The following is a 25562-nucleotide window of genomic DNA, read 5'->3' on the forward strand; positions in this document are numbered from 1 at the left end:
TTAAGACGAACGCCGATCGGCTCTATTCCCTGGCCCTGGATTTATTTTCAAGCACGGGGAATAACCCTCAACGGCGCACGTCTCTCTAATCCCAGCGTAGTGACCAGCCAGATTCCCATGCATGAACTCGACGAACAGTTACGTGAACTCATCCCCAGGCTGCGGCGCTTTGCCGTGTCCCTGACCCGTAACGCCAGCAGCGCCGACGACCTGGTGCAGTCGACCCTGGAGCGGGCGATCATCCGTTGGGCCGATAAACGTGTCGAAAGCGACTTGCGTGCCTGGTTGTTCTCGATCCTCTACCGCCAGTTCCTCGATGCCCACCGTCGCACCCGGCGCTATGCGCGCATGCTGGAATTCTTTACCGGGCGTGACGATGCGCAGCCGTCGGTCGAACGCACGGTGATCGCCCAGTCGACCCTGCAAGCCTTCGATCAGCTCAACACCGAGCAGCGCGCCCTGCTGCTGTGGGTGTCGGTCGAAGGCTTGAGCTACAAGGATGTCGCCGAGATCCTCGATGTGCCCCTCGGCACGGTGATGTCACGCTTGTCCCGTGCGCGCCAGGCCCTGCGTCAACTCAGTGATGGCGAAATTGCCAGCCCTTCCCTGCGGATACTCAAATGATCAGCCTGCCCCCCAGCGAACGCGATTTGCATGCCTACGTCGATCACCAACTGCTGGAGAGTGATCGCCGTGTACTTGAAACCTATCTGGCAGCCCACCCGGATGTCGCAGCCCAGGTCCATGCCTGGCAGCACGACGCGCAGTTGCTGCGTGCCGCGTTGGGCGGTGCCCTGCAGCAGCCGGCCAACCCGGACCTGGACCCGGCGTTGATCCGCCAGCGCATCAAGCGTCAATCACGCCGCCACTTGGCTACGGCAGCCGTGCTGCTGATCGCTGTCAGCCTCGGCGGTATCGGTGGCTGGCACGCCCGTGAAGTCAGCCAGCCGGCCCAACTGCCCATGGCCGACGCGATGCAGGCGTTCCGCTTGTTTGCCCAGGACGGCATCATGCCGGCGGACTACAAGGGCCAGGGCGGCGGCACGATGCAGGCCTGGCTCGACCGCTACTTCAACCAGGCCCACCGCCTGCCTGACCTGAGCGCGTCGGGCTTCACGCCGGTCAGCGGGCGCCTGCTCGCCACCGAGCAAGGCGCCGCCGCCATGGTGCTGTACGAAGACCCGCAAGGGCGGCGCATCAGCTTCTACATCCGCCCGCCAGGCCCGGAAAACGGCTTTCTGCCCCGTGGCAGCCGCAGCGCCGATGGTTTGCAGGCCCAGTACTGGTCCGGTGCCGGCTACAACTATGCGGTGGTCAGCCCGGCGGATCAGCCCACCCCGACGATGCTGAAGTTCTAGAAGCCCACGTCGAGTACCACGTTGTCGAGGTAGGTGCCGGCGGGCGGTGTGGTTTGATCGGTGTAGATCCTGGCGTTGTAGTTGAACACCTGGCTGCCGATACCCAGGCCGTTGCCGGGGTTGACCTCGGCGGTAGAACTGTCGCGCCGCGCCGCGCCCACGCTGCCCCAGCGCGTGGTGCCGGCGCTTTTGAAGATGTCGTAGGCCAGGTAGTGGGTGCCGGAGATCATGCGCCGCCGCCCGCCCACACTGACGGCGTTCTGGCCGTCGCTCAGGCCCACGCTGTAGGCGCTGCCCTTGGTGCAGGAAATACTGATGGTCTGGCCGGTCACGGCAGTGAACCCGCTGATGACGGGCGCACTGCCAAAACTGATATTGGGCGCGGTGATCTGGCAGTCATTGGTGACGGTCATGCTCACGGTCAGGAGCTTGACTTGGGGAGTCAGGTTTTTGTCCCGCAATACGCATAAGTTGCCCACCCCCAGGCCAATGCAATAATCCCAGGTCCATGCAACGCTGAGGACTTCGGTATACACCCCGGCCGCCACATTGGTCCCGGTAATACTGCCCACGTAAAGCGGCAGGTTCTTGCTGCCCGGCCCCGTCAAAAGACCCGCGCTTGTCGCAATGCCATTGGGACCGAAATCGAACTGGAGCCCTCGTGTAATAGGGAACGTGGTGGTGTTGTTGCCATAAATCGTATAACCGATCACATCCCCCGTGGGGCCGACCATGCCGCTGGTGGTTGAGGTGATCGTGGCATAGAAGTGGTCACCGGTGCCGAGTGCGATCAGTGAAGCGGTGCAGCTCAAACCGCCATTGAGGGTCGAGCTGTTTTGCGTCGCGGTGCGTACGTTGATCGAACTCACCGAGCCAAAACTCACCGGAGCCGTCGCCACTGTCGAACACAGCGCCATTGCCTGCCCCGAGCACACCATCCCGAGGAGCCACAGCCAGCCCACGCGTCTCATTGGCACACCAACGGCCCGATCAGCGGCACGCCTTGTTCCTGCTCGTTGACCTCGAATCGCGCCTGGCACGTACGCCCTTCACCCAGCGTGACCTGCAAGGTGTTATGCGCCGAGAGGTTTTCCAGGTACACCAGGCCGTCCCAGCCGACCACTGCCTGCTGGTTGCTTTGCTCGTGCACCACCAGGCTGCCCAAGGGCAATTCCTGATGCCGGGTGTCCACCAGGGTAACGCTCGCCGCGAGCACTCGGCGCAATGGAAACTCCAGTAGGTAGCCGCTGCCACGGCGCACCGATACACGCTGCTCCACATTCGGGCTTTGCACATTGAGCGGCAGGTTCAGCGGATCGATTTCGTATTTGGCGCGGTAGTACGCGCTGCTCCATGGCACCAGGAGATGCCCATTACGGTCGGTTTCGCCCACCAGCTGGTTCTCGTAGCGCACCGGGATACCGGCGAAGCCCTGGGTACTCACCACCACAAAGGCATCATTGATACGGTTGGCAGCGAAGGTATCGCCACCCATCCACACCAGCGAGCCACTGGCATCCGCCCAGCGCGTCTGGGCATCGCTGCTGCCGTACACGCCGGCCTGCAATTGCACAGACTGCAAGCGCCAGGTCAGGTCGGCCTGCCGGTACGCCGCACCATCGCCCTGGGCATAACCGAGGTTGTAGCCCACCCCACCCTCGCTGGGCACTGCGCTGCTGTAATTGAGGCGCTGGCGACTGGCGCCGTCCTTGCTGCGCTCGGTGCTCAAGGCCAGGCTGCCGTTGAGGTCGAACGGAATCACCCACTGCGCCTGCATCGCCCAATTGCTGTCGCCGATCTCGCGGTTGGCCGACAGGTAGAAACTGGTATTGCGCCATAGCGGCTTGCTCCAGCTCAGGTTGAGCAGCCGCGTGCGCGAATCGTCCGCCGCCTGCACGTCGAAATACCCCATGCCCAGGCTGCCAAAACGTTCAAGGTTGAGGCTCAGCGTCACCTGCTCGCTGCGCTTGCTGAGGCTGGCGTAAGCGGTGTCGACCAGGGTCAGGTCGGCGTACTCGTCGTGTCGTTCCACCCGCTGATAGGACAGGCTATAGCGCGTGCTGTTGTACTGATACCCCAGGCTCAGTTGCTGGCCGCTACGCCCTTCGAATCGACTTTGGCTGACGGCGGCATTGAGTACGCCGAGATTGCCCAGCCGCAGGTTACCGCCCAGGCCGCCGAGGGTCAGGTCAGTGGAGGCTTCGGCATGGCTCTCCAGGGTCAAATTGTCGGAATAACCATAACGAAAGGTACCGCTCGCCACGCCAGGGCCGTAGGCGAAGTCCTTGAGGGTGTACTCTCGGCGCAAGGTGCCGGCAGCCACCGAAAAATCCGTCAGGCCTTTTTGCAACAGCGTGCTGGTCACATAGAACGGCACGGTGGTCGACACCTGGCGACCCAGGGCGTCAGTCGTCACCACCACCGCTTCGCCCGCTCCGTTGATAAACGGCACGTTGGTCAGGGTGTACGGCCCCGGTTGCAACTGCGCGCTATCGGATTTGTAGCCATTGATAAACAGGTCCACCGACGACGGCACCGCGGCCTCACCGGCAAATTGCGGCAGGGGGTAAGTCACCAGGTCCGGACGCACCGCGAAGTCCCGCGAGAACTGCACACCGCCGAGGCGCACCGAACTGCTCCAGGGCAAGGCGCCGCTGATCACGTCACCGGCTTCGTAGGTCAGCAGCCGCTCATCATCGGAGAAGCGCCAGGTAGTGTCATAGCGCCGGTAGCCGTTGTTGAACGTACTGCTGCTGACACCATCAGCCAAGGTCTGGCGGTACTGGCCGGTATTGGACAAGGTGCCCCAGTTGTCGAACAGCCGCACTTCGTTCCAGGCGGCGAGGTAGCTGCCGCCTTCGTCAGTGTCGTTGAAATACAGGTCATAGTTGAGCAAGGCGCCAAAGCTGCTCATTGCCTGGGTGCGCGGGTAAGTGTCGCGGTTGCCGATAAATTGTTCCTTCAGCCACGACGGCGGCACATCCAGCAGCAGGCGCTGGCCGTTGCTGTCGTAATCGCTGTGCAGGCCGGGGATCTTGTCCAGCGCCACGCTGCCGCTCAATTCGCCGGGCAGCTTCATGCCCACGTCCTGCAGCGCGCTGACCGGCACATAGAGTTGCCCGGCCCGTTGATCGACCGCGATAACGCGGCCGGTGTCCATCTGATTGACCACCAGCTCCAGAAACAACTGTGCATCGGCGACAGCCTCCATACTGCTCGGGGGCGGTGGCAGGTCGCCAGCCACGCCCGGAAGCGCAACCACTGCGCCGCCCAGTCCGCCCACCACCGACAGCCATAGACTGCGAGCCAGACCACGACTCACCATGGCGTTGTGTCCTTCAATGGACATCTCCATCCGTTTAAATCCCGGGGCGTTCCTGCCCCGTTACAGGCTTGTTACCGCTGCGGCGCGAGGCTCTCCAACTGGGATGCGCCGTTGACCCTGACCTGCAGCGGCTGGTCGGCCGACAGCGCTGGCGGCACCGGCCAACGCATGCTGGCGCCCGGCAACACGTAGCCCAACAGGCCATCCACCAAGGGCCGTGTCTGCCCACCCTGCTTGAATGCGGCATCGGTAAGGCGCGCATGCACGGCACCCTGGTTGCGCACTTCGATGTAGTCGCGCCCTGCTACCGTGACCTTGTGCCAGCTCAGATCCGGCTTGCCGGCGCCCTTGGGATCACGCTGGCGCGTGCTGTCCTCCTTGTTCCACAGGCCCGCGCCGTAGGCGAACAGCGGCACCGAATAACGCATCTGAAAGCGGATCGCCGCTGCGGTGTTCTTGCCTTCCGGCGGCGTGGGCACCTGCAGGGGTGAAGGGATTTCATCGATGATGATGCGGTAGGCCAACTCTTGCCCCGGTGGTACTTCACGGGTGCGGGTCAGGCGTACCAATTGTTTCTGCCCCGGCTCGATCCGCGCTACGGGCGGGCTGCCGATCACATCACGCTGGTTCTGGTATTGCTCTTCGAAACCACTCTGGCTCCAGGCAAACACACGAATCTGCAGGCTCGCGGTTTCGGTCCCACGGTTTTCCAGCCACAGCGCGCTAGCCTGTTGATCGGCCTCCAGCACCGGGTCGATGGGCCAGATCAGCACCGAGCTGGCCGCCTGCACAAGCCCCGCCGTGCACACCGCACTCAAGGCAATACCCGCGGCCCACAACCGCCGGGATGGTGAACGCATAACCCCACTCCTTATACCGATAGCCTTACCACGTCAGCTGCACCTGCAGCGTGTCGCTGTATGTCCCCCCAGGCTGATTGCCCGGCAATTGCAGCCGCCCGTAGATCGGCAGGCTGATATTGTTCGCATCGCTGTAGGCCACGTTGACGCTCTGGTCGATCCCCAGGCCCTGACTGAACGCCGCATCCCGAAACAACTGGTAAGCCACCCGCGCGCTACCGCTATTGAGCTGCAGATTTCGCCCGGTGCTGCTGTGCTGCCCGCCGTCGACGCTCATGCTCAGCGTCACGCCCGGTGTGCATTGCAACGTCACGCCCCCCGTCAGCGCCGCCGTGACCGTGCTGGTGGCCAGGGCCGAATGACTGCCATAGGTCAGCGCACCATAATTGGAGCTGCCGCCCACGATCAGGCAGCCCGGGATGATGGTCGCGCTCACCTGGAAACTCTGGCTCGTCACCGCCGACAACGGCAGCGGTACCGCCAGCCCGCAGGCCAGCAAGGCTCTGAGCCACATTGCTAGAACGTCAGTTCCACGGCCACGGTGTCGGTATAGGTGCCCGCCGGCAGCCCCGCCTTGCCCACCGCCCTGCCGTAGAGGTTGACGGTTTGCGCCACGCCTGTACTGGTGGCGAGGGTGATCACACCGTCAATCGCCAGCAGCGCGGAGTGCCCACTGTCGGTGTAGAAATCGTAGGGCACGAAGTTGCCCGCACCGTCGGCCAATGCACGGCTGCCCCCGGGGGACGCGCCGTCATGTGCACCGGCGCGTACCTTGACCGCTGGCGTAGTGCCGCTGGAACACAGGATCGACAACGCGCCACCGGTGCCAGTACCGCCCAGCAACTGGGCATCGGCGTTGGTGAACAGGCTATTGGTGGTGCCGAAATTCAAGCTACCGAAGTTCAATCCGGTAGCCGCGCCCGAACCGTTGACCTGGCAACTGGCGATCAATATCAGGCTGGAGGTGATCTGCCCGGTCACCGTGGTCGCCGCGTTGAGGCTGGAGGCCATCGCCAGGCCCAGTGCGCAAACACCTAATCGCGAAACAAGTACATGCATGGTTTTCATCCTCTTGAGTTACCAGTCCAGTGTCACCGTCAACGTGTCGGTGTAGATCCCTGCCGGTAAGGCACTGGTATTTGCCACCACGGAGCCAAACACCGGGATCGGTATCTGGGTGCCCTTGGCCACGACAAAATTGCGTTGTTGCCCGATGCTATAGGCGCTGTGCCCCTGCGGGTCGGCGGACAGCCGATAAGGAATCATCTGGCGCCCATTGCTCAGGCGCCGGGTGGTGCCATCGCCGTTGGTGCCGCCGTCGATGGTCACGGTGAAGCTCGAGACCGAGGGGTTGCACGACACCGCCAGGGGCGCCTTGTCGCCAGCGGTGACGCCGGCACCCAACGGGTTGTTCCAGGTCGGGCCCTGACTGCCGAAGTCGAGCATCGCCGTGCCGCCCGTGGGGTTGACCGGCGCGCTCTCCACGCTTTTGCTCACTTCGCAACTGGCGGTGATCACCAGCCGCGCCTGGATAAACCCGCTGGAGACAGCCGCCTGCACGTCCTCTGCCAGCACCAGCAGGCCGCCCATGGCCACCAGGGCCAGGCAACGGCTTACCATGTCACCGTGACCTTGAGCAGGTCGGTGTAGCGGCCGACGGCGGGGATGTCCTTGAGCGGCTCGATGCGACCATAGAGCGGCAGGTCGACGAAGCCTGTGTCCGGCACCCGGCCGCTGAGCGGCACATCTACCAGCAACGGCACGCGCCGCGCCGCGTCGGCATAGATGCGATAGGGAATGGGTTTGGTCGATGAGGTGGCGCTGAGGTAGCGCACTTCGCCGGTGCCACCATGCAGGCCGCCATCGACGCGGACCTGGTACGGCGTGTCGGGGTTGCACTCCAGGCGCGGCTGGCGCTGGCTGATCAGCGCCGCACTCAGTGGCCCGGCCGGGTCATCCAGACGCGAGCCGCTGCCGAAATCCAGTATGCCCAGTTGCTCGATGCCAGCGCTGCGGGTGGTGCCCACCAACTGGCAGCCCCGCTGCACGTCGATACGCACCTCCACCTGGAGCTGCGCACCGTAAGCCGTGTTGCAGAGCATTGTGCCCATGACTGCCAATACTGCTCGTCCCTTCACTGCCCCAGATCCTTGTACAGGGGTGACTGCTGTGTAGGAGGTTAGTCACTCAGCGAGAAACTGCCAGTCTGGACAGGATTACCGGCGTGAGATGCTTTTTCGAGATAGCTGGCAGCGCCCTTCTCTATTGGTCAAAACGCAGCGAGCGCCCTAAAGTGAGCGACCATCGAAATACAGAGTGACTTGCATTGGCCGCGCTTTCCCTGATCCGTCGCCTGCTCGGCCAAAAGCCCGGGCCCCTTGACGCTTCGCCCATTCCCGCGTTTTTTCAGCAAAAGGCCGAGCAACAGGGTTACACCCTGAGCACCGGTCAAACCCGCGCAATTGCCGCAATGGCCCGGGAAACCCAACAACTGCTCGCCGGCCAGCCCGCCCGCAGCCTGTACCTCCACGGCCCCGTGGGTCGCGGCAAAAGCTGGCTGCTGGACGGGTTCTTCCAGGCGTTGCCGATCGCCGAGAAGCAGCGCGTTCACTTCCATGATTTTTTCGCCCAACTGCATCTCGGCATGTTCACGCACCGTGCGCAGGACGATGCCCTGGCCGTGACGCTCGATGAACAGTTGGCAGGCTGCCGGGTGCTGTGTTTCGACGAATTCCACGTCCATGATATCGGCGATGCCATGCTGATCACGCGGCTGTTCAAGGCCCTCTTCGAGCGCGGTGTACTGGTGCTGGTGACGTCCAACTATGCACCGCAAGGGTTGCTGCCCAACCCCCTGTACCATGAGCGCTTCAAGCCGGTGATCGACCTGATCGCCGCGCGCATGGAGGTGCTGGAAGTCAGCTCACCCGAGGATTTTCGCAGCCTGCCCCAGGCCCAGAGTGCGCAACGGTTTACCTGCGGTCAATACATGTGGCCGGGCACCCCGGATCAGCGCTCGGCGCTCGACCTGCCCGCTGCAGACAGCCCGCCGCGCCCCCTGGGCGTGGGCCATCGGACCTTGATGTGCCGCCGCCATGAAGGGCGCAGCATTGCCTTCACCTTCAACGACCTGTGCGAACAACTGACGGCGGTGATGGACTACCTGCTGCTGTGCCAGGACTACGACCACTGGATCATCGACGGCCTGCCTCAACTGGCGAACTGCCCGATTGCCGTGCAACAGCGCTTTATCAACCTGGTGGATGTGCTCTACGACCGCGACAAGCATCTGGTATTGATCGGCGAATTGCCGCTCGAGATTGCCCTGAGCGGCCAGGCCATCGACCTCGCCCGCACCGCCAGCCGTCTCGGACAATTGCAGCAGGCCGCCCCGCAACCCGCGTCCGACCCGCTATCATGAGCGCCTTCCACGCCTTTTTGCCGAGTGACCGCGCCGTTCATGAATACCCTCGCCCAACTCAAGGCCGGCCAATTGGCCGGCATCACGCGCCTTGACCTGTCCTGCGGGCTGACCGAGTTCCCCCGGGAAATCTTCGAGCTGGCCGACTCCCTGGAAATCCTCAACCTCAGCGGCAATGCCCTGAGCAGCCTGCCCGACGACCTGCACCGCCTGCCGCACCTGCGCGTGCTGTTCTGCTCGGACAACCGGTTCACCGAGCTGCCGGCTTGCCTCGGTCAATGCGCCAACCTGAGCATGATCGGCTTCAAGGCCAACCAGATCAGCCACGTGCCCGCCGCAGCGTTGCCGCCTCTGCTGCGCTGGCTGATCCTGACCGATAACCGCATCAGCGCGCTGCCCGAGGCATTGGGCGAACGGCCATTGCTGCAAAAACTGATGCTGGCCGGCAACCAGCTGGCGCACCTGCCGCACAGCCTGGCCAACTGCCACAACCTCGAACTGCTGCGCATCGCCGCCAACCGGTTCACGCGCCTGCCAGAGTGGCTGTTGACGCTGCCGAGCCTGACCTGGCTGGCCTACGCCGGTAACCCGGTGGAAATGGCGGTGACGCTGGCGGATGAAGACACCACACCGGAGGTTCCCTGGTCCGAACTGGAACTGGCCGAAGTGCTGGGCGAAGGCGCTTCCGGGGTGATCCGCAAGGCGCTCTGGGCGCCGTCAGGAAAGCCCGTCGCCGTTAAGCTTTACAAGGGCAGCATCACCAGCGACGGTTCGCCGCTGCACGAAATGCAGGCCTGTATCGCCGCCGGGCTGCACCCCAACCTGATCAAGGTCGAAGGCCGCGTGGTCGGCCACCCCGATGACCAGGCCGCCCTGGTGATGGACCTGATCGACCCGAGCTACCGCAACCTCGCGGCCCTGCCGAGCCTGGCGTCGTGCACCCGGGATATCTACGCAGCGGACACCCGTTTCAGCCTTGAGGTGGCGTTGCGTATGGCCCGTGGTATCGCCTCGGTAGCGGCGCATCTGCACCGGCACGGCATCACCCATGGCGACCTGTATGGCCACAATATTCTGTGGAATGAAGCAGGTGACTGCCTGCTCGGGGACTTTGGCGCGGCGTCGTTCCATGCCAAGGCGAATACCTTGGAAACCAGGGCGTTGCAGCGTATTGAAGTGCGGGCGTTCGGGATTTTGCTGGGGGAATTGTTGGAGCGGGTTGAGGAGCAGGTGAGCAGCGACTTAGTCGAGCTGCAGAAAAACTGCTGTCAGCACGAGGTACTGGCACGGCCTGGATTCGAAGAGATCGAAGCGCTCCTGGAATCAATCCAACTCCGCTGATCCGATGTGGGAGGTGGCAAGTCCCCTCCCGCATTGTGAGGGATCAGCCGGCCAGGCCGACGAACATATCCTGCACGTCATCGTGGTTGTCCAGGCCTTCGAGGAAGGCTTCGACTTCCGCCATCTGCTCATCGCTCAAACCGCTCACCGGGTTCTTCGAGAGGTAGCCGAGCTTGGCCGACAACACGGTAAAACCCTGCTCCGGCAAGGCTTTCTGCACGGCGTCGAGGTCGGTGGTCTCGGTGATGAACAGGGTGGTGCCCTCTTCTTCACCTGCTTCGAAATCCTGGGCGCCGGCTTCGATTGCGGCCATTTCCGGATCGGCGTCCGGGCTGTCCGGCGAGGCTTCGATCAGGCCGACGTGGTTGAAGTCCCAGGCCACGGAACCGGAAGCGCCGAGCTGGCCCTTGCGGAAGGCCACGCGGATTTCCGCCACGGTGCGGTTGATGTTATCGGTTACGCATTCGACGATCAGCGGCACCTGGTGCGGGGCGAACCCTTCGTAGGTCACGCGATGGTATTGCACGGTTTCGCCGAGCAGACCGGCGCCTTTCTTGATGGCGCGGTCCAGGGTTTCCTTGGGCATCGAGGCTTTTTTCGCCTGTTCCACCACCAGACGCAGGTGCGCGTTGGTTGCGGTGTCGGCGCCATTGCGGGCGGCAATGGTGATTTCTTTCACCAGCTTGCCGAAGATCTTGCCCTTGGCATTGGCTGCCGCTTCTTTATGTTTGACTTTCCACTGTGCGCCCATGACTCACTCTCTTTATGTCCATCGCGCCCAAACGTCTACTGGCCGGCGCTTTGGGGGCAGAGTTTATAGCGCAAAAACACATCGTTCCACCAAAAAACCGTCAGGGCGCCAACTCGAAAAACGCCTGGATCAGGCGCAATGCGCTGCGCCGTTCCATGCAACCGAGCAGGTGCCGGTTCACCAGGCCGTCGCCCTGGATCGGCACGGCGCGCACGCGCGGGTCGGGGCTGACTTCCATCGACGACACCACCCCAACCCCCAATTCGGCAGCCACGGCTTCGGTCACCGCCTCGCGACTGTCCAGCTCCAGCAACACCTTGGGCTGTACACCGGCAGCCAGGCAAGCACCGTCAAACGTGCGCCGGGTGATGGAGCCGGGTTCGCGCAGCACCATGATGACCTCATGCAGTTGCTCCAGGTGAACGCCCTCGGATTGCCTCGCCCACGGATGCGCCACCGGCACCAGCGCGCAGATCCGCGATTCGGCCAAAGGCTGCAGGTGCAGGCCATTGCGCGGCTCGACCTCGGTCAGCACCGCCACGTCCGCATGCTCGGACAACAGCGCCGCCAGGGTTTCCTGAGCATTGCCCAGGCGCAGGTTCACGGTGATGCCCGGGTAGCGTGCACGCAGGCTGGCGATCATCGGCATCACCAGGTGCGGACCGTCCGCCGCCACTTCCAGGCGTCCGGTGAGCAATTGGCGATTGGCCTCCAGCAGGGTCTGCGCTTCGTCCACCAGGCCGAAGATCGCCCGGGTGATGGCCGCCAGCCGCGTGCCTTCCTCGGTCAGTTCCACCCGCCTGGCGGTGCGGCGCAACAACGCGATCTGGTAGTGCTCCTCCAGGGCCTTGATATGCCCGGTCACCGCCGGCTGGCTGATGAACAGCCGCGCCGCCGCACGGGTAAAACTGCCCTCGCGGGCCACGGCATCGAATGCACGCAGTTGGAACAGGTTCATAGTTATCGGCCTCACTGATAGCTCGCATAACAACAAACAATTTGATTGATGACAAGCCAAACTGCAATTTAGGCGCCGTAGATTCAACCGATGCTTCGCGAGGATTTGTAATGACGACGCCCATCCTGCTGACCCCAGGTCCCCTGACCACCTCGAACCGCACCCGCCAGGCCATGCTGGTGGATTGGGGTTCATGGGACGAGCGCTTCAACCAGCTCACCGCCAGCGTCTGCGAACAGTTGCTGGCAATCATCGACGGCGCCGCCAGCCACCATTGCGTGCCTTTGCAAGGCAGCGGCACCTTCGCCGTCGAAGCGGCCATCGGCACCCTGGTCCCGCGCAACGGCAAGGTACTGGTGCTGATCAACGGCGCCTACGGCAAGCGCCTTGCGAAAATCTGCGAAGTACTGGGCCGCGATTTCAGCACCTTCGAAACCGCCGAGGACCAACCCACCACCGCCGCCGATGTGGGCCGCCTGCTGCACGCCGATAAGGCCATTACCCATGTCGCGCTGATCCACTGCGAAACCAGCACCGGTATTCTCAACCCATTGGCCGAGATCGCCCAGGTGGTGAAACACCACGGCAAGCGCCTGATCGTCGATGCCATGAGTTCCTTCGGCGCGTTGCCCATCGATGCCCGCACGGTGCCATTCGACGCCCTGATCGCCGCCTCCGGCAAGTGCCTGGAAGGCGTGCCGGGCATGGGTTTTGTCTTCGTCGACAAACAGGCGTTGAGCGCCGCCGAAGGCAACTGCCACTCCCTGGCAATGGACCTGCTCGACCAGCACAGCTACATGGCCAGGACCGGCCAATGGCGCTTCACCCCACCGACCCACGTGGTGGCGGCCCTGCATGAAGCGCTGCTGCAATATGCCGAGGAAGGCGGCCTGCCCGCACGTCATCAACGCTATGCCCATAACTGCAAGGCACTGCTGGACGGCATGGCCGAACTGGGCCTGCGCAGTTTCCTGCCGGCCGCCATCCAGGCGCCGATCATCGTCACCTTCCACGCGCCCCAGGACCCGCGCTACCAGTTCAGGGATTTCTACGAACGGGTCAAGGCCAGGGGGTTCATCTTGTATCCGGGCAAACTGACCCAGGTGGAAACCTTCCGCGTGGGCTGCATCGGCCATGTCGATGCCAACGACATGCACGCCGCCGTCACCGCCATCGCCGAAGGCTTGCAGGCCATGGGTCTCACCCTCTCATCGATTGGAGCACACGCATGAACTACCAGAACCCCAACGCCCTGCAAGCCGTGATCCTCGATTGGGCCGGCACCGTGGTCGACTTCGGCTCCTTCGCCCCCACGCAGATCTTTGTCGAAGCCTTCGCCGAATTCGACGTGCAAGTCTCCATCGAAGAAGCCCGTGGCCCGATGGGCATGGGCAAGTGGGATCACATCCGTGCCTTGTGCGATCAGCCGCAGGTCGCCGAGCGCTACCGCAAGGCCTTCGGTCGCACGCCCACCGACGATGACGTGACGGCCATCTACCAACGCTTCATGCCGTTGCAGATCGAGAAGATCGCCGAGCACTCGGCGCTGATTCCCGGCGCCCTCGACACCCTCGCCCGGCTGCGGGTACAAGGCATCAAGATCGGTTCCTGCTCCGGCTACCCCAAGCAAGTGATGGACAAGGTGGTCGCCCTGGCCGCCACCAACGGCTATATCGCCGACCATGTCGTCGCCACCGACGAAGTGCCCAACGGTCGCCCATGGCCGGCCCAGGCCCTGGCCAACGTCATCGCCCTGGGCATTGACGATGTGGCGGCATGCGTGAAGGTCGACGACACCGTGCCGGGCATCCTCGAAGGGCGGCGCGCCGGCATGTGGACCGTGGCCCTGACCTGCTCCGGCAATGCACTGGGTTTGACCTACGAACAGTTCCGCGCCCTGGATGCCGCGACTCTGGCCAGCGAGCGCAAGCGCATCGAAGCGATGTTCGAAGGTTCACGTCCGCATTACTTGATCGACACCATCAACGACTTGCCTGCGGTGATCACTGAAATCAATCGGCGCCTGGCCCGTGGGGAAATGCCGCAGAGCGACTGATAGAGGTCAACATCACGGCACTTACCCCAGGCAATCCGCTCAAAACCGGCATACAGTTAAAGGACTCCATCGCCAAAGAATGGAGGTATGCCCTGATGAGTGAGGAACCCAGCGATGCCGTGGAAAAACTCCGATACACGCTACAGCACCATGTCGATTGCGTTGCACTGGTTGATGGTGGTGCTACTGGCGGTGGTCTACGCCTGCATTGAGTTACGCGGACAGTTTCCCAAAGGCAGCGGTGCACGAACGTTGATCGTCGAGATGCACTTCATGTTCGGCCTCACCGTGTTTGTGCTGGTGTGGCTGCGCCTGTTCGCACGCAGCCTGGGGGTAGCGCCAAAGATCGTACCGGCGCCGCCGCCGTGGCAGAGCCTGCTGGCAACCCTGATGCACTTTGCCCTGTACGCATTGATGATCGGCATGCCGATCGCCGGCTGGCTGATTGTCAGTGCCGAGGGGCATTCAGTGATGTTCTACGGCATTGAATTGCCGCCGCTGATCGCGGAAAACAAGGCGCTGGCCAAGCAGATTGAAGGCTGGCATGTGCTGTTCGGCAAGATCGGTTACTGGTTGATCGGCCTGCATGCATTGGCCGGGATCGCTCACCACTACATCCTGCGGGATAACACCGCGTTGCGGATGATGCCGGGCAAGCGCGCTAACCCTTGAAGCCGCGCCGGCCTTGGAGACCGCCGGTGTGGACGAAGACCAGACGAGTGCCGGGGGCGAAGCGTCCGGCTTCGATTTGCACCTTCAAGGCCAGTAACGCCTTGCCGGTGTAGAGCGGTTCCAGGGGCACGCCGCAGGCTTGTTGCGTGCTCTCGATGAAGTCGAGCAGCTCGGCGTCGATTTTGGCGAAGCCACCTCGGCTGGCGTCCAGCAGTTCATAGCCGCCCTGCACGATGGCCTCGACGTTCTGCGCCACACCGTGATCGTCCGGCACCGCCATGGCGCCGTACACCGGGTGCGCGCCCGCCTCTGCCAGCGCCAGGCCGGCCAGGGTGGTGCCGGTGCCTGCGGCCAGCCACCAGGCGTCGTAATCCGTCCAGCCCACGCTGTGCAACTGTACACGCACCTGCTCGACCAGCACCGCGCAACCCAGGGCGCCCGCACGGCCACCGCCGCCCTCGGGCACGGGGTGCAGGTGGGGATACTGCTCACGCCACGGCAACCAGAAACCCGGTTCATGCCGCGCGCGATAACCGCCATAACCCAGCCAATGCAACTGCATGCCAAAAGCTTTCAAGTCGAGGACGGTGGCCGTGTCTTGCGGGTGCCCGCGCAGCAGGCCGACGGTAGGGAAACCGAAGCGCTTGCCGGCGGCAGCCAAGGCATGCAGATGGTTGGAGTAAGCCCCGCCCAGGCTGATCAGGCCACGAGCGGCCTGCGCCTGCGCCAGATGCCCGGTGAGCTTGAACCACTTGTTGCCGCTGATCAGCGGGTCGATGCGATCCAGGCGCAGCACGGCCAGCTCGACACCTCTGAGCCAATCCAGATACAGCGGTTCAAGCGGTGCGTGGGGAAGCCAATCGAAGGGACCCATCGGGCGGGATCTGCATGAAAAACGGGGCGGTAGTCTACCACCGCCCCGCCCCGGGTCTTACAGCTCGGCCGCGAGGCGCGAGCCCTGGTTGATGGCGCGCTTGGCGTCCAACTCGGCCGCCACATCGGCGCCGCCGATCAGGTGCACGTTCTGGCCGGCGGCGGCCAGGCCATCCTGCAATTCGCGCAACGGGTCCTGGCCGGCGCAAATGACGATGTTGTCCACCGCCAGCACCTGGGGTTCGCCCTCGGCGCCAATGCGGATGTGCAGGCCGGCATCGTCGATCTTCAGGTACTCGACACTGTTGAGCATCTGCACCTGCTTGTTCTTCAAACCAGTACGGTGGATCCAGCCGGTGGTCTTGCCCAGGCCGTCGCCGACCTTGGAGGTCTTGCGTTGCAGCAGGAACACTTCACGCGCCGGGGCATGGGGTTGCGGCTTGATCCCGGCCACGCCACCACGGGCTTGCAATTGGGTGTCGATGCCCCATTCCTTCCAGAACGCTTCGCGGTCCAGGCTGGTGGACACGCCCTGATGCACGAGGAACTCAGACACGTCGAAACCGATACCGCCCGCGCCGATCACCGCCACGCGCTTGCCGACCGGTTTGCGCTCCAGGATCACGTCCAGGTAGCTCAGCACCTTGGCGTTGTCGATCCCCGGGATCGCCGGGGTACGCGGCGCGATGCCGGTCGCCAGGATGATCTCGTCATAGCCGCCCGCCGCCAGTTGCGCCACGTCCACGCGGGTGTTGAGGCACAGCTCCACATGGGTGGTCTGCAATTTGCGCTTGAAATAGCGCAGGGTTTCGAAGAACTCCTCTTTGCCCGGCACCCGCTTGGCGATGTTGAACTGGCCGCCGATCTCGTTGGCGGAATCGAACAAGGTCACGTGGTGGCCACGCTCGGCGGCCACCGTCGCAGCGGCCAGGCCGGCAGGACCGGCGCCGACCACGGCGATCTTCTTGATCTGCTGAACGGGCAAATAGTTGAGCTCGGTTTCGTAACACGCCCGTGGGTTGACCAGGCAAGTGGTCAGCTTGCCGCCAAAGGTGTGGTCCAGGCACGCCTGGTTGCAGCCGATGCAGGTATTGATCTCATCGGCGCGGCCGGCGGCGGCCTTGTTGACGAACTCCGGGTCGGCCAGGAACGGGCGTGCCATGGAGACCATGTCGGCATCGCCTTCGGCGAGAATCTGCTCGGCGATTTCCGGGGTGTTGATACGGTTGGTGGTGATCAACGGAATCTGCACCGCCCCGCGCAGCTTGGCGGTGACTTTGCTGAACGCGCCACGCGGCACCTTGGTGGCGATGGTCGGGATGCGCGCCTCGTGCCAGCCGATACCGGTGTTGATGATCGTCGCACCGGCGCCCTCGATGGCCTTGGCCAACTGCACGATTTCTTCCCAGGTGCTGCCGCCTTCCACCAGGTCGAGCATCGACAGGCGGAAGATGATGATGAAATTCGGACCCACGGCTTCACGCACACGACGCACGATTTCCACTGCCAGGCGCATGCGGTTTTCGTAGCTGCCGCCCCAGCGGTCGGTGCGGTGGTTGGTGTGGGCCGCGAGGAACTGGTTAATGAAGTAGCCTTCGGAGCCCATGATTTCCACGCCGTCGTACTCGGCGACCTGGGCCAGCAGCGAGCAGGTGACGAAATCCTGGATCTGCTTCTCGATGCCCTCTTCGTCCAGCTCCTTGGGCTTGAACGGGTTGATCGGCGCCTGGATCGCACTCGGCGCGACCTGTTTGGGGCTGTAGGCATATCGGCCGGCGTGGAGGATCTGCATGCAGATCTTGCCACCGGCCGCGTGCACCGCCTGGGTCACGATCTTGTGTTGCTGCGCTTCTGCGTCGGTGGTCAGCTTGGCCGCGCCGGCATAAACACCGCCCTCGTCATTCGGACCGATGCCGCCGGTGACCATCAGGCCCACGCCGCCCCGGGCGCGCTCGGCAAAATAGGCAGCCATGCGTTCGAACCCGCCGGGTTTCTCTTCAAGGCCAGTGTGCATCGAACCCATCAGGGTACGGTTGCGCAAAGTGGTAAAACCCAGGTCCAACGGGGCCAGCAGATGCGGGTAGGCAGCAGCGGTCATGGTCAAGCTCCACAACGGATCATCACGGGGTGTGACGGGCTCGTGCGACCCGCCATCGGTTTATGTCCCACAGACTAAGAGGCGGTGGATGACGGCTCAATGACTGAAACTGACAAGTTATTGATCCAAATGCACAGCGCCCCTTGGCAAGCCCGCCCATGGGCCCTACCCTAGTCGGCGAACCCTGCACACGGTCTGTTGTCTGTTCCCCCATGCGTAAACTTCTTGCTCTTACCGTCTCCCTGGCGCTGGTTGCCGCCATCGCCGCCTATCTGGTCTGGACCCAGGAACGCCCCGTGGCGCATTACCTGTCGGACCTGCGGATCACCCTCGCCGTCAACGAAGGCCTGCCTGCCGACCGTGGCAACCTGCTGGGCATCCAGCCGGAACTGTTCCCTGCCGACTACCAGAGCCTGGAACGCCTGCACCTGAAGCTCGCGGCGTACTTGCAAAAAGCCCGGGACCAGGGGCTGATCAATGACAAGACCATCGTGGTGCTGCCCGAACATATCGGCACCTGGCTGATGCTCACCGGCGAAAAAAACGAGGTGTACCAGGCGCTCCATGTGAAAGATGCGATGAACTGGCTGTCGGTCAGCAACCCGCTGCTGTTCGCCCGCGCCTGGATCAGCGCCACCGGCGACAACCGCACCGACGACGCCTACCTGCGTATGAAAGCCTCGGGCATGGCACGGGACTATCAGCTGTTGTTCGGCGGCCTGGCCAAGGAGTTCGGCGTTACGTTGGTGGCCGGCTCCATCACCCTGCCGAACCCGAGCGTGAGCCAGGGTCAACTGCAGGTCGGCCATGGCGCCTTGTATAACGCCAGCGTGGTGTTCGCCGCCGACGGCCTGCCGATCGGCGATCCGCAGCGCCAGCTCTACCCGATCTACGATGAGCGCGGCTTCATCAAGCCTGGCGATGAAAACATGGTCAGCGTGGTCGACACTCCGGCCGGGCGCCTGGGGGTGCTGGTCGGCAGCGACAGCTGGTACCCGGACAACTACCGCAAGCTCAACGAACAAGGCGCGCAATTGATCGCGGTGCCAGCCTTTGTGCTGGGTCGCGATACCTGGGACCGTCCGTGGCGCGGCTTCAAAAGCGTGTCCACCCCGAGCGAAATCAGCCTCAAGCCCGAAGAACTCAGTGAAGGCGAAGCCTGGCGCCGTCTTACGCTGATCAGCCAGCAACCGATCAGCCAGGCCAGCGCCGGCATGAGCGTGTTCCTGCGCGGGCAGTTCTGGGACCTGGGCACCGCCGGGCACAGTTTTCTCAGCAGCAACGGGCAAATCAGCGCCGATGGCGAGGCCCGTGGCGCGCGCTTGTTGAATATCTGGCTGTGAAACCGGTACGGCTGGGGGACCTGTCGGTAGGCTTCGTGCACAGCCTGGCCGATGCCATCAGCAGCCACGGCCTGGACCCGCAGCCGCTGCTACTGCAATACGGACTCGACTCGGCGCGCCTCGCCGAAGCCGGTGCACGCTTGTCGATCCCGCGTTACATGCGCCTGGGCCATGCCGCCATCCAGCTCACCGGCGACCCGGGCCTGGGCCTGCGCATGGGTCAGCTCAGCCGCTTGAGCCAGGCGGGGCTCGCCGGCGTCACCGCCGACCAGGCGCCCAACGTGCGCGAGGCGGCGCGCGCTTTAACGCGTTTCGAGGCGCTGTACGGCTCCAACTATCGCGGGCAGTCGAGCTTCGTCGAGGATGCCGAGGGCGCCTGGTTGCGCTTCTACTCCATCAGCCCCTACAACGCCTACAACCGCTTCGTGGTGGACTCGATCATCGCCGGCTGGCTGCATCAGTTGTCGAGCCTGGCCCGGCAACCGGTGCAGGCGCAGCGTATCGACATCGAGTTCGAGGCGCCGGAGTACCGCGAACGCTACGACGCGCTGGGAGACGTTCACTTCGGTGCCGACGCCAATCAACTGCGCCTCAGCCAGCACACCCTGGCCCTGCGCAACCCGCAGCACTGCCCCAGCACCTGGAACCTGTTGTTGCAGCTGTGTGAGCGAGAGTTGGAGCAACTGACCCGCACCCGCAGCCTGCGCGAGCGCATTACCCGTTTGCTCGGGCCGATGCTCAATGGCGGCCGGGAACCCGACCTGGAAGAAGTGGCGGCACGCTTGAAGCTGCCGACCTGGACGCTGCGCCGCAAACTGGCCGATGAAGGCACTCAGTTTCGCGCGATTCTCAACGACACCCGCCGTGACCTGGCCATGACCTACATCCGCGACACGGAACTGGCGTTCGGCGAGATCGCCTACTTGCTCGGTTTTGCCTCGGCCCAGGCATTTCAACGGGCCTTCAGGCGGTGGAACAACCAGACCCCAGGGGAATTTCGCCGCAGTCAGCGGCATTCCGCCTGAAGTCTTTATTACAGCTCTGTTGCATCGTCTGCCGGTTCCAGCGGGTCCAACTCAATCGCGTGGTATTCAAGCAGTTCTTCCTGGTAATCGTCCATGGCGGACTCCTTCTTGCGTTAACAGGGGTTGCAAATAAATGACCTGCATCACCAGCCTAAAGTGCCGTGATGACGAAAAAATGTCGACGTCATGACGTTCCTGCACTCAAGGATTAAACGTAGCAGCGCTGCAGGGATTTAGCACCCGAGGGATGAGGCACTATTGCAATCATTGCAATTGCAATCAAATGCGAATTTCCATTAGGGTATGGGCACTCGTCGCCAGGTGACCCTCTCCATGACCGCCGCTACCGCACACGCCGCGCAGCTCTGTATCGACGCCTTGAGCACTGCCACCCCCGCCAGCCGGTCACCGTTGCACACCGTGATCAGCATGGCCAGCACCCTCGAATCCAGCCGCCAGGCCTGGGTGATCCACGGCCAGTCGCACTCCCGACGCGTGGGTAACTGGCCCGCCTGGTTCGCCCGCAACGCCGTGGAAAAACCCTTGCTGTACCTGCACAGCGCGCACTCGGCGGCACAGTTGAGCGCGCTATCGAACGTTACCCGGCAGCGCGGCATCCTGTGCAACGACATTGAAAACCAGCCCTCCCGCTGGCCCAAAGGTGCGCAGCCGTCCTTGCCGTTGTGGCTGGCCACTCATCCGCGCTGTACCCCGTATGACCCGGCCTCGGGGGAAGAAGCCCGCGCGATTGTGCTGGCGGCGTTGCGAAGCCTGTATGTCGAGGGCAAGCCCGGTTTCTATTACCTCGCGTTGCACGATCAGGACAGTGCAGCGCCGTTGAGTGAGCAGGACCGGGAGGCCGCGCTCAAGGGCATGTATCCACTCCAGCGCAACAGCCCCTTCGATGTGCGATTGCTCGGCGCAGGCCGCGCGCTTGACGAGGTGGTGCACGCCAGGCGCTTGCTCAAACAGCACTGGAACATCAGCGCGCAGCTATGGAGCTGCCCCAGTTACACACGACTGGCCCGCGAGGCAGCGGCAGCTGAACGCTGGAATCGCCTGCACCCCAGGCTGCCCAAGCGCGGTTGCCATTTGCGTGATTGCCTGGCGGGGAGCGCTGCGCCGGTAATTGCGGTGACCGGGTATCCGCAGGCGATTGTCGATCAGTTGGGGGCGCACGTGGATGCACGCTTTGTGGCGCTGGGCGCGGGGTCGGTACAGGCGGCGGCGCCGAGTCGATATTGGATCGTGGTATCGGCGCTCAGGGCATTGGCGGATGAAGGGCGGATCGACACACGGCAAGTGCAGGACGCGATGAAGCGCTATGCAGTGGAATGCGAGTGACGGCAAGGCAGCGCCGCAGGGTTTCAGATTTTGCGGCGACTGCGGGTCTGCACGCCCGCCTCCATCGCCAGCCCGGCAGTGCGCTCCAACGCGTCGGCGAAGCCCTGGCGCTGCTCGGGCTCAATCTGCGACAGAAACAACTCATCCACCGTGCTTTCGTAGATCTTCCACATTTTTTTACGCAGCACCCGACCGGCCTCGGTGATCGAGGCAAACGCCGCGCGGCCATCGCCGTCGGAGCGGGAACGTACCACCAGACCGTCCTTTTCCAGGCGGTCGACCAGCCGCGTGAGGTTGTAGCGTTCGATGGCCAGTACGTCGGCCAATTCATGCATGCGGCGGGTGCCGTCGGGGCCGCTTTCCAGACCCCATAGCGCGTCGTACCAGGCGTACGGCGGCAGGTCCGCCTCAGCCAGGCGACGCTCGATTTCACGGATGACCGTCCTGTGGGCCCTGACAAAACGGAACCATACATCCGGCTCTTTCGACGACATGCAACACCATCCGGGGAATTTCAAGAAGGTTGCAATAGTAGCTCATCCCGCGCTAGATTCGGCCATGTAGTTGCAATTGCAATTACATTTGCCGGCACTCCCACAAGGAGCCCGCCACTTCAAACCTGCCTACCCTGGAGCCTCACATGACCCCGAACAACGCTGTCAGACGCGACGACGACCCACAGGAAACCCGCGAGTGGCTGGAGTCCATCGAATCGGTGTTGTCCACTGAAGGCCGGCCCCGCGCGCACTACCTGATCGATCAGTTGCTGGATTTCGACGTGGCGCGGCATGGCGACTTCTACGGGCGGGTGACCACGCCGTACGTCAATACCCTCCCGGTGGACCGTCAGTTGCCCTACCCCGGCAACCTGGCCATCGAACGCCGTATCAATGCGTTTATCCGCTGGAATGCCATGGCAATGGTGTTGCGTGCAGGCAAGCACTCAGGGGTGGGTGGGCATATCGCAACCTACGCGTCAGCCGCCGTGCTCTACGACGTAGGCTTCGACCACTTCTTTCGTGGCCGTACCGAGCACTTTGACGGCGACCTGGTGTACATCCAGGGCCACTCCTCCCCCGGCATTTATGGCCGCGCCTACCTGGAAGGCCGCATCAGCGAGGCGCAACTCGACAACTTTCGCCGTGAGGCCGGTGGCGAGGGTATTTCGTCCTACCCGCACCCACGGCTGATGCCGGACTTCTGGCAGTTCCCCACCGTGTCCATGGGCCTTGGCCCGATCACTGCCGCTTACCAGGCGCGCTTCATGCGCTACTTGGAACTGCGCGACCTCAAACCCCACCAGGGGCGCAAGGTCTGGGCCTTCCTCGGTGATGGCGAAATGGACCAGCCGGAATCCCTGGCCGCCATTTCCCTGGCCGGGCGCGAGAAACTCGACAACCTTGTCTTTGTGGTCAATTGCAACCTGCAACGCCTGGACGGCCCGGTGCGCGGCAATGCCAAGGTGATCCAGGAGTTCGAAAGCCTGTATCGCGCCGCCGGTTGGAACGTGATCAAAGTGATCTGGGGCGGTGGTTGGGACGCCCTGCTGGACAAAGACCACAGCGGCCTGCTGCGCCAACGCATGATGGAATGCGTGGACGGCGACTATCAGAACTACAAGTCGCAGAACGGCGCTTATGTGCGCGAACATTTCTTCGGCAAATACCCGGAGTTGCTGGCATTGGTTGCGGACATGTCCGACGACGAAATCTGGAAGCTCTCACGGGGCGGGCATGACCCGGACAAGGTCTACAACGCCTATGCCGCCGCTGTGCGCCATAGCGGCCAGCCTACGGTGATCCTGGCGAAAACCGTCAAGGGTTTCGGCATGGGTGAAGCCGGCGAAGGCCAGAACATCAACCATCAATTGAAGAAGATGGGCGCAGACGCGGTAAGAGCCTTCCGCGATCGTTTTGGCCTGGAAGTCGCTGACGAGCAACTCGCCGACATTCCCTACCTCAAGCCCGCCGCCGACAGCGAAGAAGCCCGTTACTTCGCGGCGCGCCGCCAGGCCCTGGGCGGCTATGTACCGGCACGCCACAGTGCGGTCGAACCCTTGCAGATCCCCGAACTCGCCGCCTTTGCCACCCAGCTCAAGGACACCGGCGAACGGGCGATCTCCACCACCATGGCCTTTGTGCGCATCCTCGGCTCCCTGCTCAAGGACCCGCACCTGGGCAAACTGATCGTGCCTATCGTGCCGGACGAGTCGCGCACCTTTGGCATGGAAAGCCTGTTCCGTCAGATTGGCATCCACTCCGCCGTAGGCCAGCTCTACACCCCGCAGGACGCAGGGCAACTGAGCTACTACAAGGAAAGCAAGGACGGACAGATCCTGCAGGAAGGCCTGAATGAATCCGGCGCCATTTCCTCGTGGATCGCGGCCAGTACGTCCTACAGCAACCACGGCTTGATGACGGTGCCGTTCTATATCTTCTACTCGATGTTCGGCTTCCAGCGGGTCGGCGACCTGGCCTGGGCCGCCGGCGATGCACGGGCACGCGGTTTTTTGCTGGGGGCCACGGCCGGCCGCACCACGCTGATGGGCGAAGGCTTGCAGCATGACGATGGACACAGCCATATCCTGTCGTCGGTGATTCCGTGCTGCGTGTCCTACGACCCGACATTTGCCTACGAGCTGGCGGTGATCATTCGCGAAGGCATGCGGCGGATGTACGTGGAACAGGAGGACATCTACTACTACATCACCCTGCTCAACGAGAATTACCCGCACCCGGCGATGCCCGAAGGGGTGGAAGACGGGATTCTGAAGGGCATGTACCCGCTCAAGACCAGCGAGCAGGCCCAGGTGCAACTGATGGGCAGTGGCTCAATCCTGCGCGAAGTGATCGCGGCGGCCGAGCTGCTTGAGCAGGACTTCGGCGTGCACAGCACTGTGTGGAGCGCCACCAGCCTCACCGAATTGCGCCGCGACGGGCATGCAGCCGAACGCTGGAACCTGCTGCACCCGCAGAGCGAGCCACGGGTAAGTTATGTGGAGCAATGCCTGGCCGGGCAGAACGGGCCGGTGGTGGTGGCGACGGACTACATGAAGCTGTTCGCCGATCAGATCCGCCCCTTTGTCCAGGGCCGACGCTTTGTGGCCCTGGGCACGGACGGCTTCGGGCAATCGGATACCCGTGAAACCCTGCGCGCGTTCTTCGAAGTGGACCGGTATTTCATCGCGCTGGCAGCCTTGAAGGCGTTGGCGGATGACGGCGTTATCGGTCGTGAAAAAGTCAGTGAAGCCATCAGCCGCTACGGGATCAACGTCGACAAGGTCAATCCCGTGGCGGTCTGAATTACTGCGCCGGTGTCGGCAGGGGCGGAATCGCTTCTGTCGGTGCCGGCAGGTCCGGGTTACTGGTAGCCGGCGCGGGTTCCGCCTGCGGCGCAATCGGCGCGGCCTCGGCAGGCGGCGTGACGGGCTGGGAAACGGCAGGCTCCTCCTTCGGCGGCTCGGTTTTCTCTGCTGCCGGTGCGGTTTTAGGTTCCGGCACACCCAGCTCGGCTTTCGGCTGCTCCGGGATATGCGCGGCCTTCTTCACTTCCTGAGGCAAGAACACGTCCACCAGCGCAAAATAGCGCTCGTAGAATTTTGGTGCCGAAACGGTCTCGCTCGCCACCTTCACCATCGAGTCATCGGTGGAACCGATCGGCATCGACACCGAACCCAGCACGCCCACGCCCAGGCTCGCGGAGTTGTTGACCTTCTTCAGCGCGTAACGGTCCTGCAAGGCGTTGGCGAACATGGTCGAGTGATTGGTACCTTTGCCATCGTCGGCACACACCACGTTGAAGCTGATCTGCAGGTGGGTCTCGCCGGTCTGCTGGAAGCTCTTGTTACCCACCACCAGTTTCGGATCGCTGCTGGTAATGATATAGCCCTGGCTCAGCAAGGCACGTCGCGCCGCTTCGCACGCCGCCACATCGGTGACCGGGTAATCGCGGGAAAACGTACCGGAGTCGTCGAAATTCTCATGTTCATAAATGGCGGTCTTGGGTGACGAGCAGCCCGCGGCGCCCGCCAGCACCAGCGCCAGCCCGAGGCTACGCAAGTGAAATGATGTCGACATTGAAAATCCTGAGGAAAACGGTCCGGGCGCTATTGTGCAACAGAACGAGGCCTTGGCGCGC

The 25562-nt window shown here is 63.2% G+C and carries 24 protein-coding genes; 11 read left to right on the plus strand and 13 right to left on the minus strand.

What is annotated here, in order from left to right; all coding sequences use genetic code 11:
• The first annotated feature begins 117 nt into the window (after positions 1-117).
• Together BFN10_RS25395 and BFN10_RS25400 are read left to right on the plus strand one after the other, a co-directional pair.
• Positions 118-624, plus strand: a complete 507-nt coding sequence (locus BFN10_RS25395; protein WP_071492005.1) for a sigma-70 family RNA polymerase sigma factor — start codon at positions 118-120, stop codon at positions 622-624.
• A complete protein-coding gene (locus tag BFN10_RS25400; protein ID WP_071492006.1) occupies positions 621-1358 on the plus strand; it encodes an anti-sigma factor family protein in 738 nt (245 codons plus the stop codon). Before BFN10_RS25395 ends, BFN10_RS25400 begins: the two co-directional genes overlap by 4 nt.
• Here the strand turns inward: BFN10_RS25400 and BFN10_RS25405 are convergent.
• The 7 genes from BFN10_RS25405 to BFN10_RS25435 form a co-directional block, all read right to left on the minus strand.
• A complete protein-coding gene (locus BFN10_RS25405; protein WP_071492007.1) occupies positions 1355-2329 on the minus strand; it encodes a Csu type fimbrial protein in 975 nt (324 codons plus the stop codon). The two genes, BFN10_RS25400 and BFN10_RS25405, sit on opposite strands and share 4 nt — an antisense overlap.
• A complete protein-coding gene (locus BFN10_RS25410; RefSeq protein ID WP_071492045.1) occupies positions 2326-4683 on the minus strand; it encodes a fimbria/pilus outer membrane usher protein in 2358 nt (785 codons plus the stop codon). Before BFN10_RS25410 ends, BFN10_RS25405 begins: the two co-directional genes overlap by 4 nt.
• A 71-nt stretch (positions 4684-4754) precedes the next feature.
• Positions 4755-5543 carry a fimbrial biogenesis chaperone gene (locus BFN10_RS25415; protein ID WP_071492008.1) on the minus strand — a complete coding sequence of 263 codons (789 nt, stop codon included), beginning with the start codon at positions 5541-5543 and terminating at the stop codon, positions 4755-4757.
• 25 nt (positions 5544-5568) lie between these two features.
• Positions 5569-6057, minus strand: coding sequence for a Csu type fimbrial protein (locus BFN10_RS25420; protein ID WP_071492009.1), 489 nt, complete (start codon positions 6055-6057; stop codon positions 5569-5571).
• A 2-nt stretch (positions 6058-6059) separates the two neighbouring features.
• A complete protein-coding gene (locus tag BFN10_RS25425; RefSeq protein WP_034107216.1) occupies positions 6060-6602 on the minus strand; it encodes a Csu type fimbrial protein in 543 nt (180 codons plus the stop codon).
• 18 nt (positions 6603-6620) lie between these two features.
• Positions 6621-7163 carry a Csu type fimbrial protein gene (locus BFN10_RS25430; RefSeq protein ID WP_071492010.1) on the minus strand — a complete coding sequence of 181 codons (543 nt, stop codon included), beginning with the start codon at positions 7161-7163 and terminating at the stop codon, positions 6621-6623.
• The gene (locus tag BFN10_RS25435) at positions 7157-7654 is read right to left on the minus strand and encodes a Csu type fimbrial protein (protein WP_423213190.1); all 498 of its coding nucleotides are present in this window, start codon (positions 7652-7654) and stop codon (positions 7157-7159) included. Before BFN10_RS25435 ends, BFN10_RS25430 begins: the two co-directional genes overlap by 7 nt.
• A 215-nt stretch (positions 7655-7869) precedes the next feature.
• Between BFN10_RS25435 and zapE the strand changes: the two genes are divergently transcribed.
• Both zapE and BFN10_RS25445 read left to right on the plus strand, forming a co-directional pair.
• A complete protein-coding gene (zapE, locus tag BFN10_RS25440) occupies positions 7870-8964 on the plus strand; it encodes a cell division protein ZapE (protein ID WP_071492012.1) in 1095 nt (364 codons plus the stop codon).
• Positions 8965-9003: 39 nt separating this feature from the next.
• The gene (locus BFN10_RS25445; protein ID WP_071492046.1) at positions 9004-10305 is read left to right on the plus strand and encodes a protein kinase; all 1302 of its coding nucleotides are present in this window, start codon (positions 9004-9006) and stop codon (positions 10303-10305) included.
• Positions 10306-10348: 43 nt separating this feature from the next.
• Here the strand turns inward: BFN10_RS25445 and BFN10_RS25450 are convergent, their stop codons facing one another.
• Positions 10349-11056: a YebC/PmpR family DNA-binding transcriptional regulator gene (locus BFN10_RS25450; RefSeq protein WP_058423896.1), complete on the minus strand. Its 708-nt coding sequence runs from the start codon at positions 11054-11056 to the stop codon at positions 10349-10351.
• Between the two features lie 100 nt (positions 11057-11156).
• Positions 11157-12014, minus strand: coding sequence for a LysR substrate-binding domain-containing protein (locus tag BFN10_RS25455; RefSeq protein WP_071492013.1), 858 nt, complete (start codon positions 12012-12014; stop codon positions 11157-11159).
• A gap of 110 nt (positions 12015-12124) precedes the next feature.
• Here BFN10_RS25455 and BFN10_RS25460 point away from each other — a divergent pair, with 110 nt between their 5' ends.
• From BFN10_RS25460 to BFN10_RS25470, 3 genes are all read left to right on the plus strand, one after another.
• The gene (locus BFN10_RS25460; protein ID WP_071492014.1) at positions 12125-13246 is read left to right on the plus strand and encodes a 2-aminoethylphosphonate--pyruvate transaminase; all 1122 of its coding nucleotides are present in this window, start codon (positions 12125-12127) and stop codon (positions 13244-13246) included.
• On the plus strand, positions 13243-14070 hold the full coding sequence (gene phnX / locus BFN10_RS25465) for a phosphonoacetaldehyde hydrolase (protein WP_071492015.1): 828 nt from the start codon (positions 13243-13245) through the stop codon (positions 14068-14070). Before BFN10_RS25460 ends, phnX begins: the two co-directional genes overlap by 4 nt.
• 114 nt (positions 14071-14184) lie before the next feature.
• Complete coding sequence (locus tag BFN10_RS25470; protein ID WP_071492016.1) at positions 14185-14742, plus strand: cytochrome b; 558 nt, start codon at positions 14185-14187, stop codon at positions 14740-14742.
• Here the strand turns inward: BFN10_RS25470 and BFN10_RS25475 are convergent.
• Both BFN10_RS25475 and BFN10_RS25480 read right to left on the minus strand, forming a co-directional pair.
• On the minus strand, positions 14732-15616 hold the full coding sequence (locus BFN10_RS25475; RefSeq protein ID WP_071492017.1) for a 1-aminocyclopropane-1-carboxylate deaminase/D-cysteine desulfhydrase: 885 nt from the start codon (positions 15614-15616) through the stop codon (positions 14732-14734). The genes BFN10_RS25470 and BFN10_RS25475 overlap by 11 nt on opposite strands.
• 57 nt (positions 15617-15673) lie before the next feature.
• A complete protein-coding gene (locus BFN10_RS25480; protein ID WP_071492018.1) occupies positions 15674-17713 on the minus strand; it encodes an NADPH-dependent 2,4-dienoyl-CoA reductase in 2040 nt (679 codons plus the stop codon).
• A 212-nt stretch (positions 17714-17925) separates the two neighbouring features.
• Between BFN10_RS25480 and BFN10_RS25485 the strand changes: the two genes are divergently transcribed.
• From BFN10_RS25485 to BFN10_RS25495, 3 genes are all read left to right on the plus strand, one after another.
• On the plus strand, positions 17926-19056 hold the full coding sequence (locus BFN10_RS25485) for a carbon-nitrogen hydrolase family protein (RefSeq protein WP_071492019.1): 1131 nt from the start codon (positions 17926-17928) through the stop codon (positions 19054-19056).
• Positions 19053-20081, plus strand: coding sequence for an AraC family transcriptional regulator (locus BFN10_RS25490; protein ID WP_071492020.1), 1029 nt, complete (start codon positions 19053-19055; stop codon positions 20079-20081). The genes BFN10_RS25485 and BFN10_RS25490 overlap by 4 nt, the downstream gene beginning before the upstream one ends.
• Positions 20082-20414: 333 nt before the next feature.
• On the plus strand, positions 20415-21425 hold the full coding sequence (locus BFN10_RS25495) for a transketolase-like TK C-terminal-containing protein (protein ID WP_083351481.1): 1011 nt from the start codon (positions 20415-20417) through the stop codon (positions 21423-21425).
• A gap of 23 nt (positions 21426-21448) precedes the next feature.
• On the opposite strand, the gene BFN10_RS25500 is transcribed toward BFN10_RS25495, so the two are convergent.
• Positions 21449-21919, minus strand: a complete 471-nt coding sequence (locus BFN10_RS25500) for a MarR family winged helix-turn-helix transcriptional regulator (RefSeq protein ID WP_071492022.1) — start codon at positions 21917-21919, stop codon at positions 21449-21451.
• A 146-nt stretch (positions 21920-22065) separates the two neighbouring features.
• Between BFN10_RS25500 and aceE the strand changes: the two genes are divergently transcribed.
• Complete coding sequence (gene aceE / locus BFN10_RS25505; RefSeq protein ID WP_071492023.1) at positions 22066-24726, plus strand: pyruvate dehydrogenase (acetyl-transferring), homodimeric type; 2661 nt, start codon at positions 22066-22068, stop codon at positions 24724-24726.
• Position 24727: 1 nt separating this feature from the next.
• Here the strand turns inward: aceE and BFN10_RS25510 are convergent, their stop codons facing one another.
• A complete protein-coding gene (locus BFN10_RS25510) occupies positions 24728-25501 on the minus strand; it encodes a DUF2242 domain-containing protein (protein WP_071492024.1) in 774 nt (257 codons plus the stop codon).
• Between the last annotated feature and the right edge of the window lie 61 nt (positions 25502-25562).

The sequence above is a fragment of the Pseudomonas extremorientalis genome, assembly GCF_001870465.1.
GTDB lineage: Bacteria > Pseudomonadota > Gammaproteobacteria > Pseudomonadales > Pseudomonadaceae > Aquipseudomonas > Aquipseudomonas extremorientalis.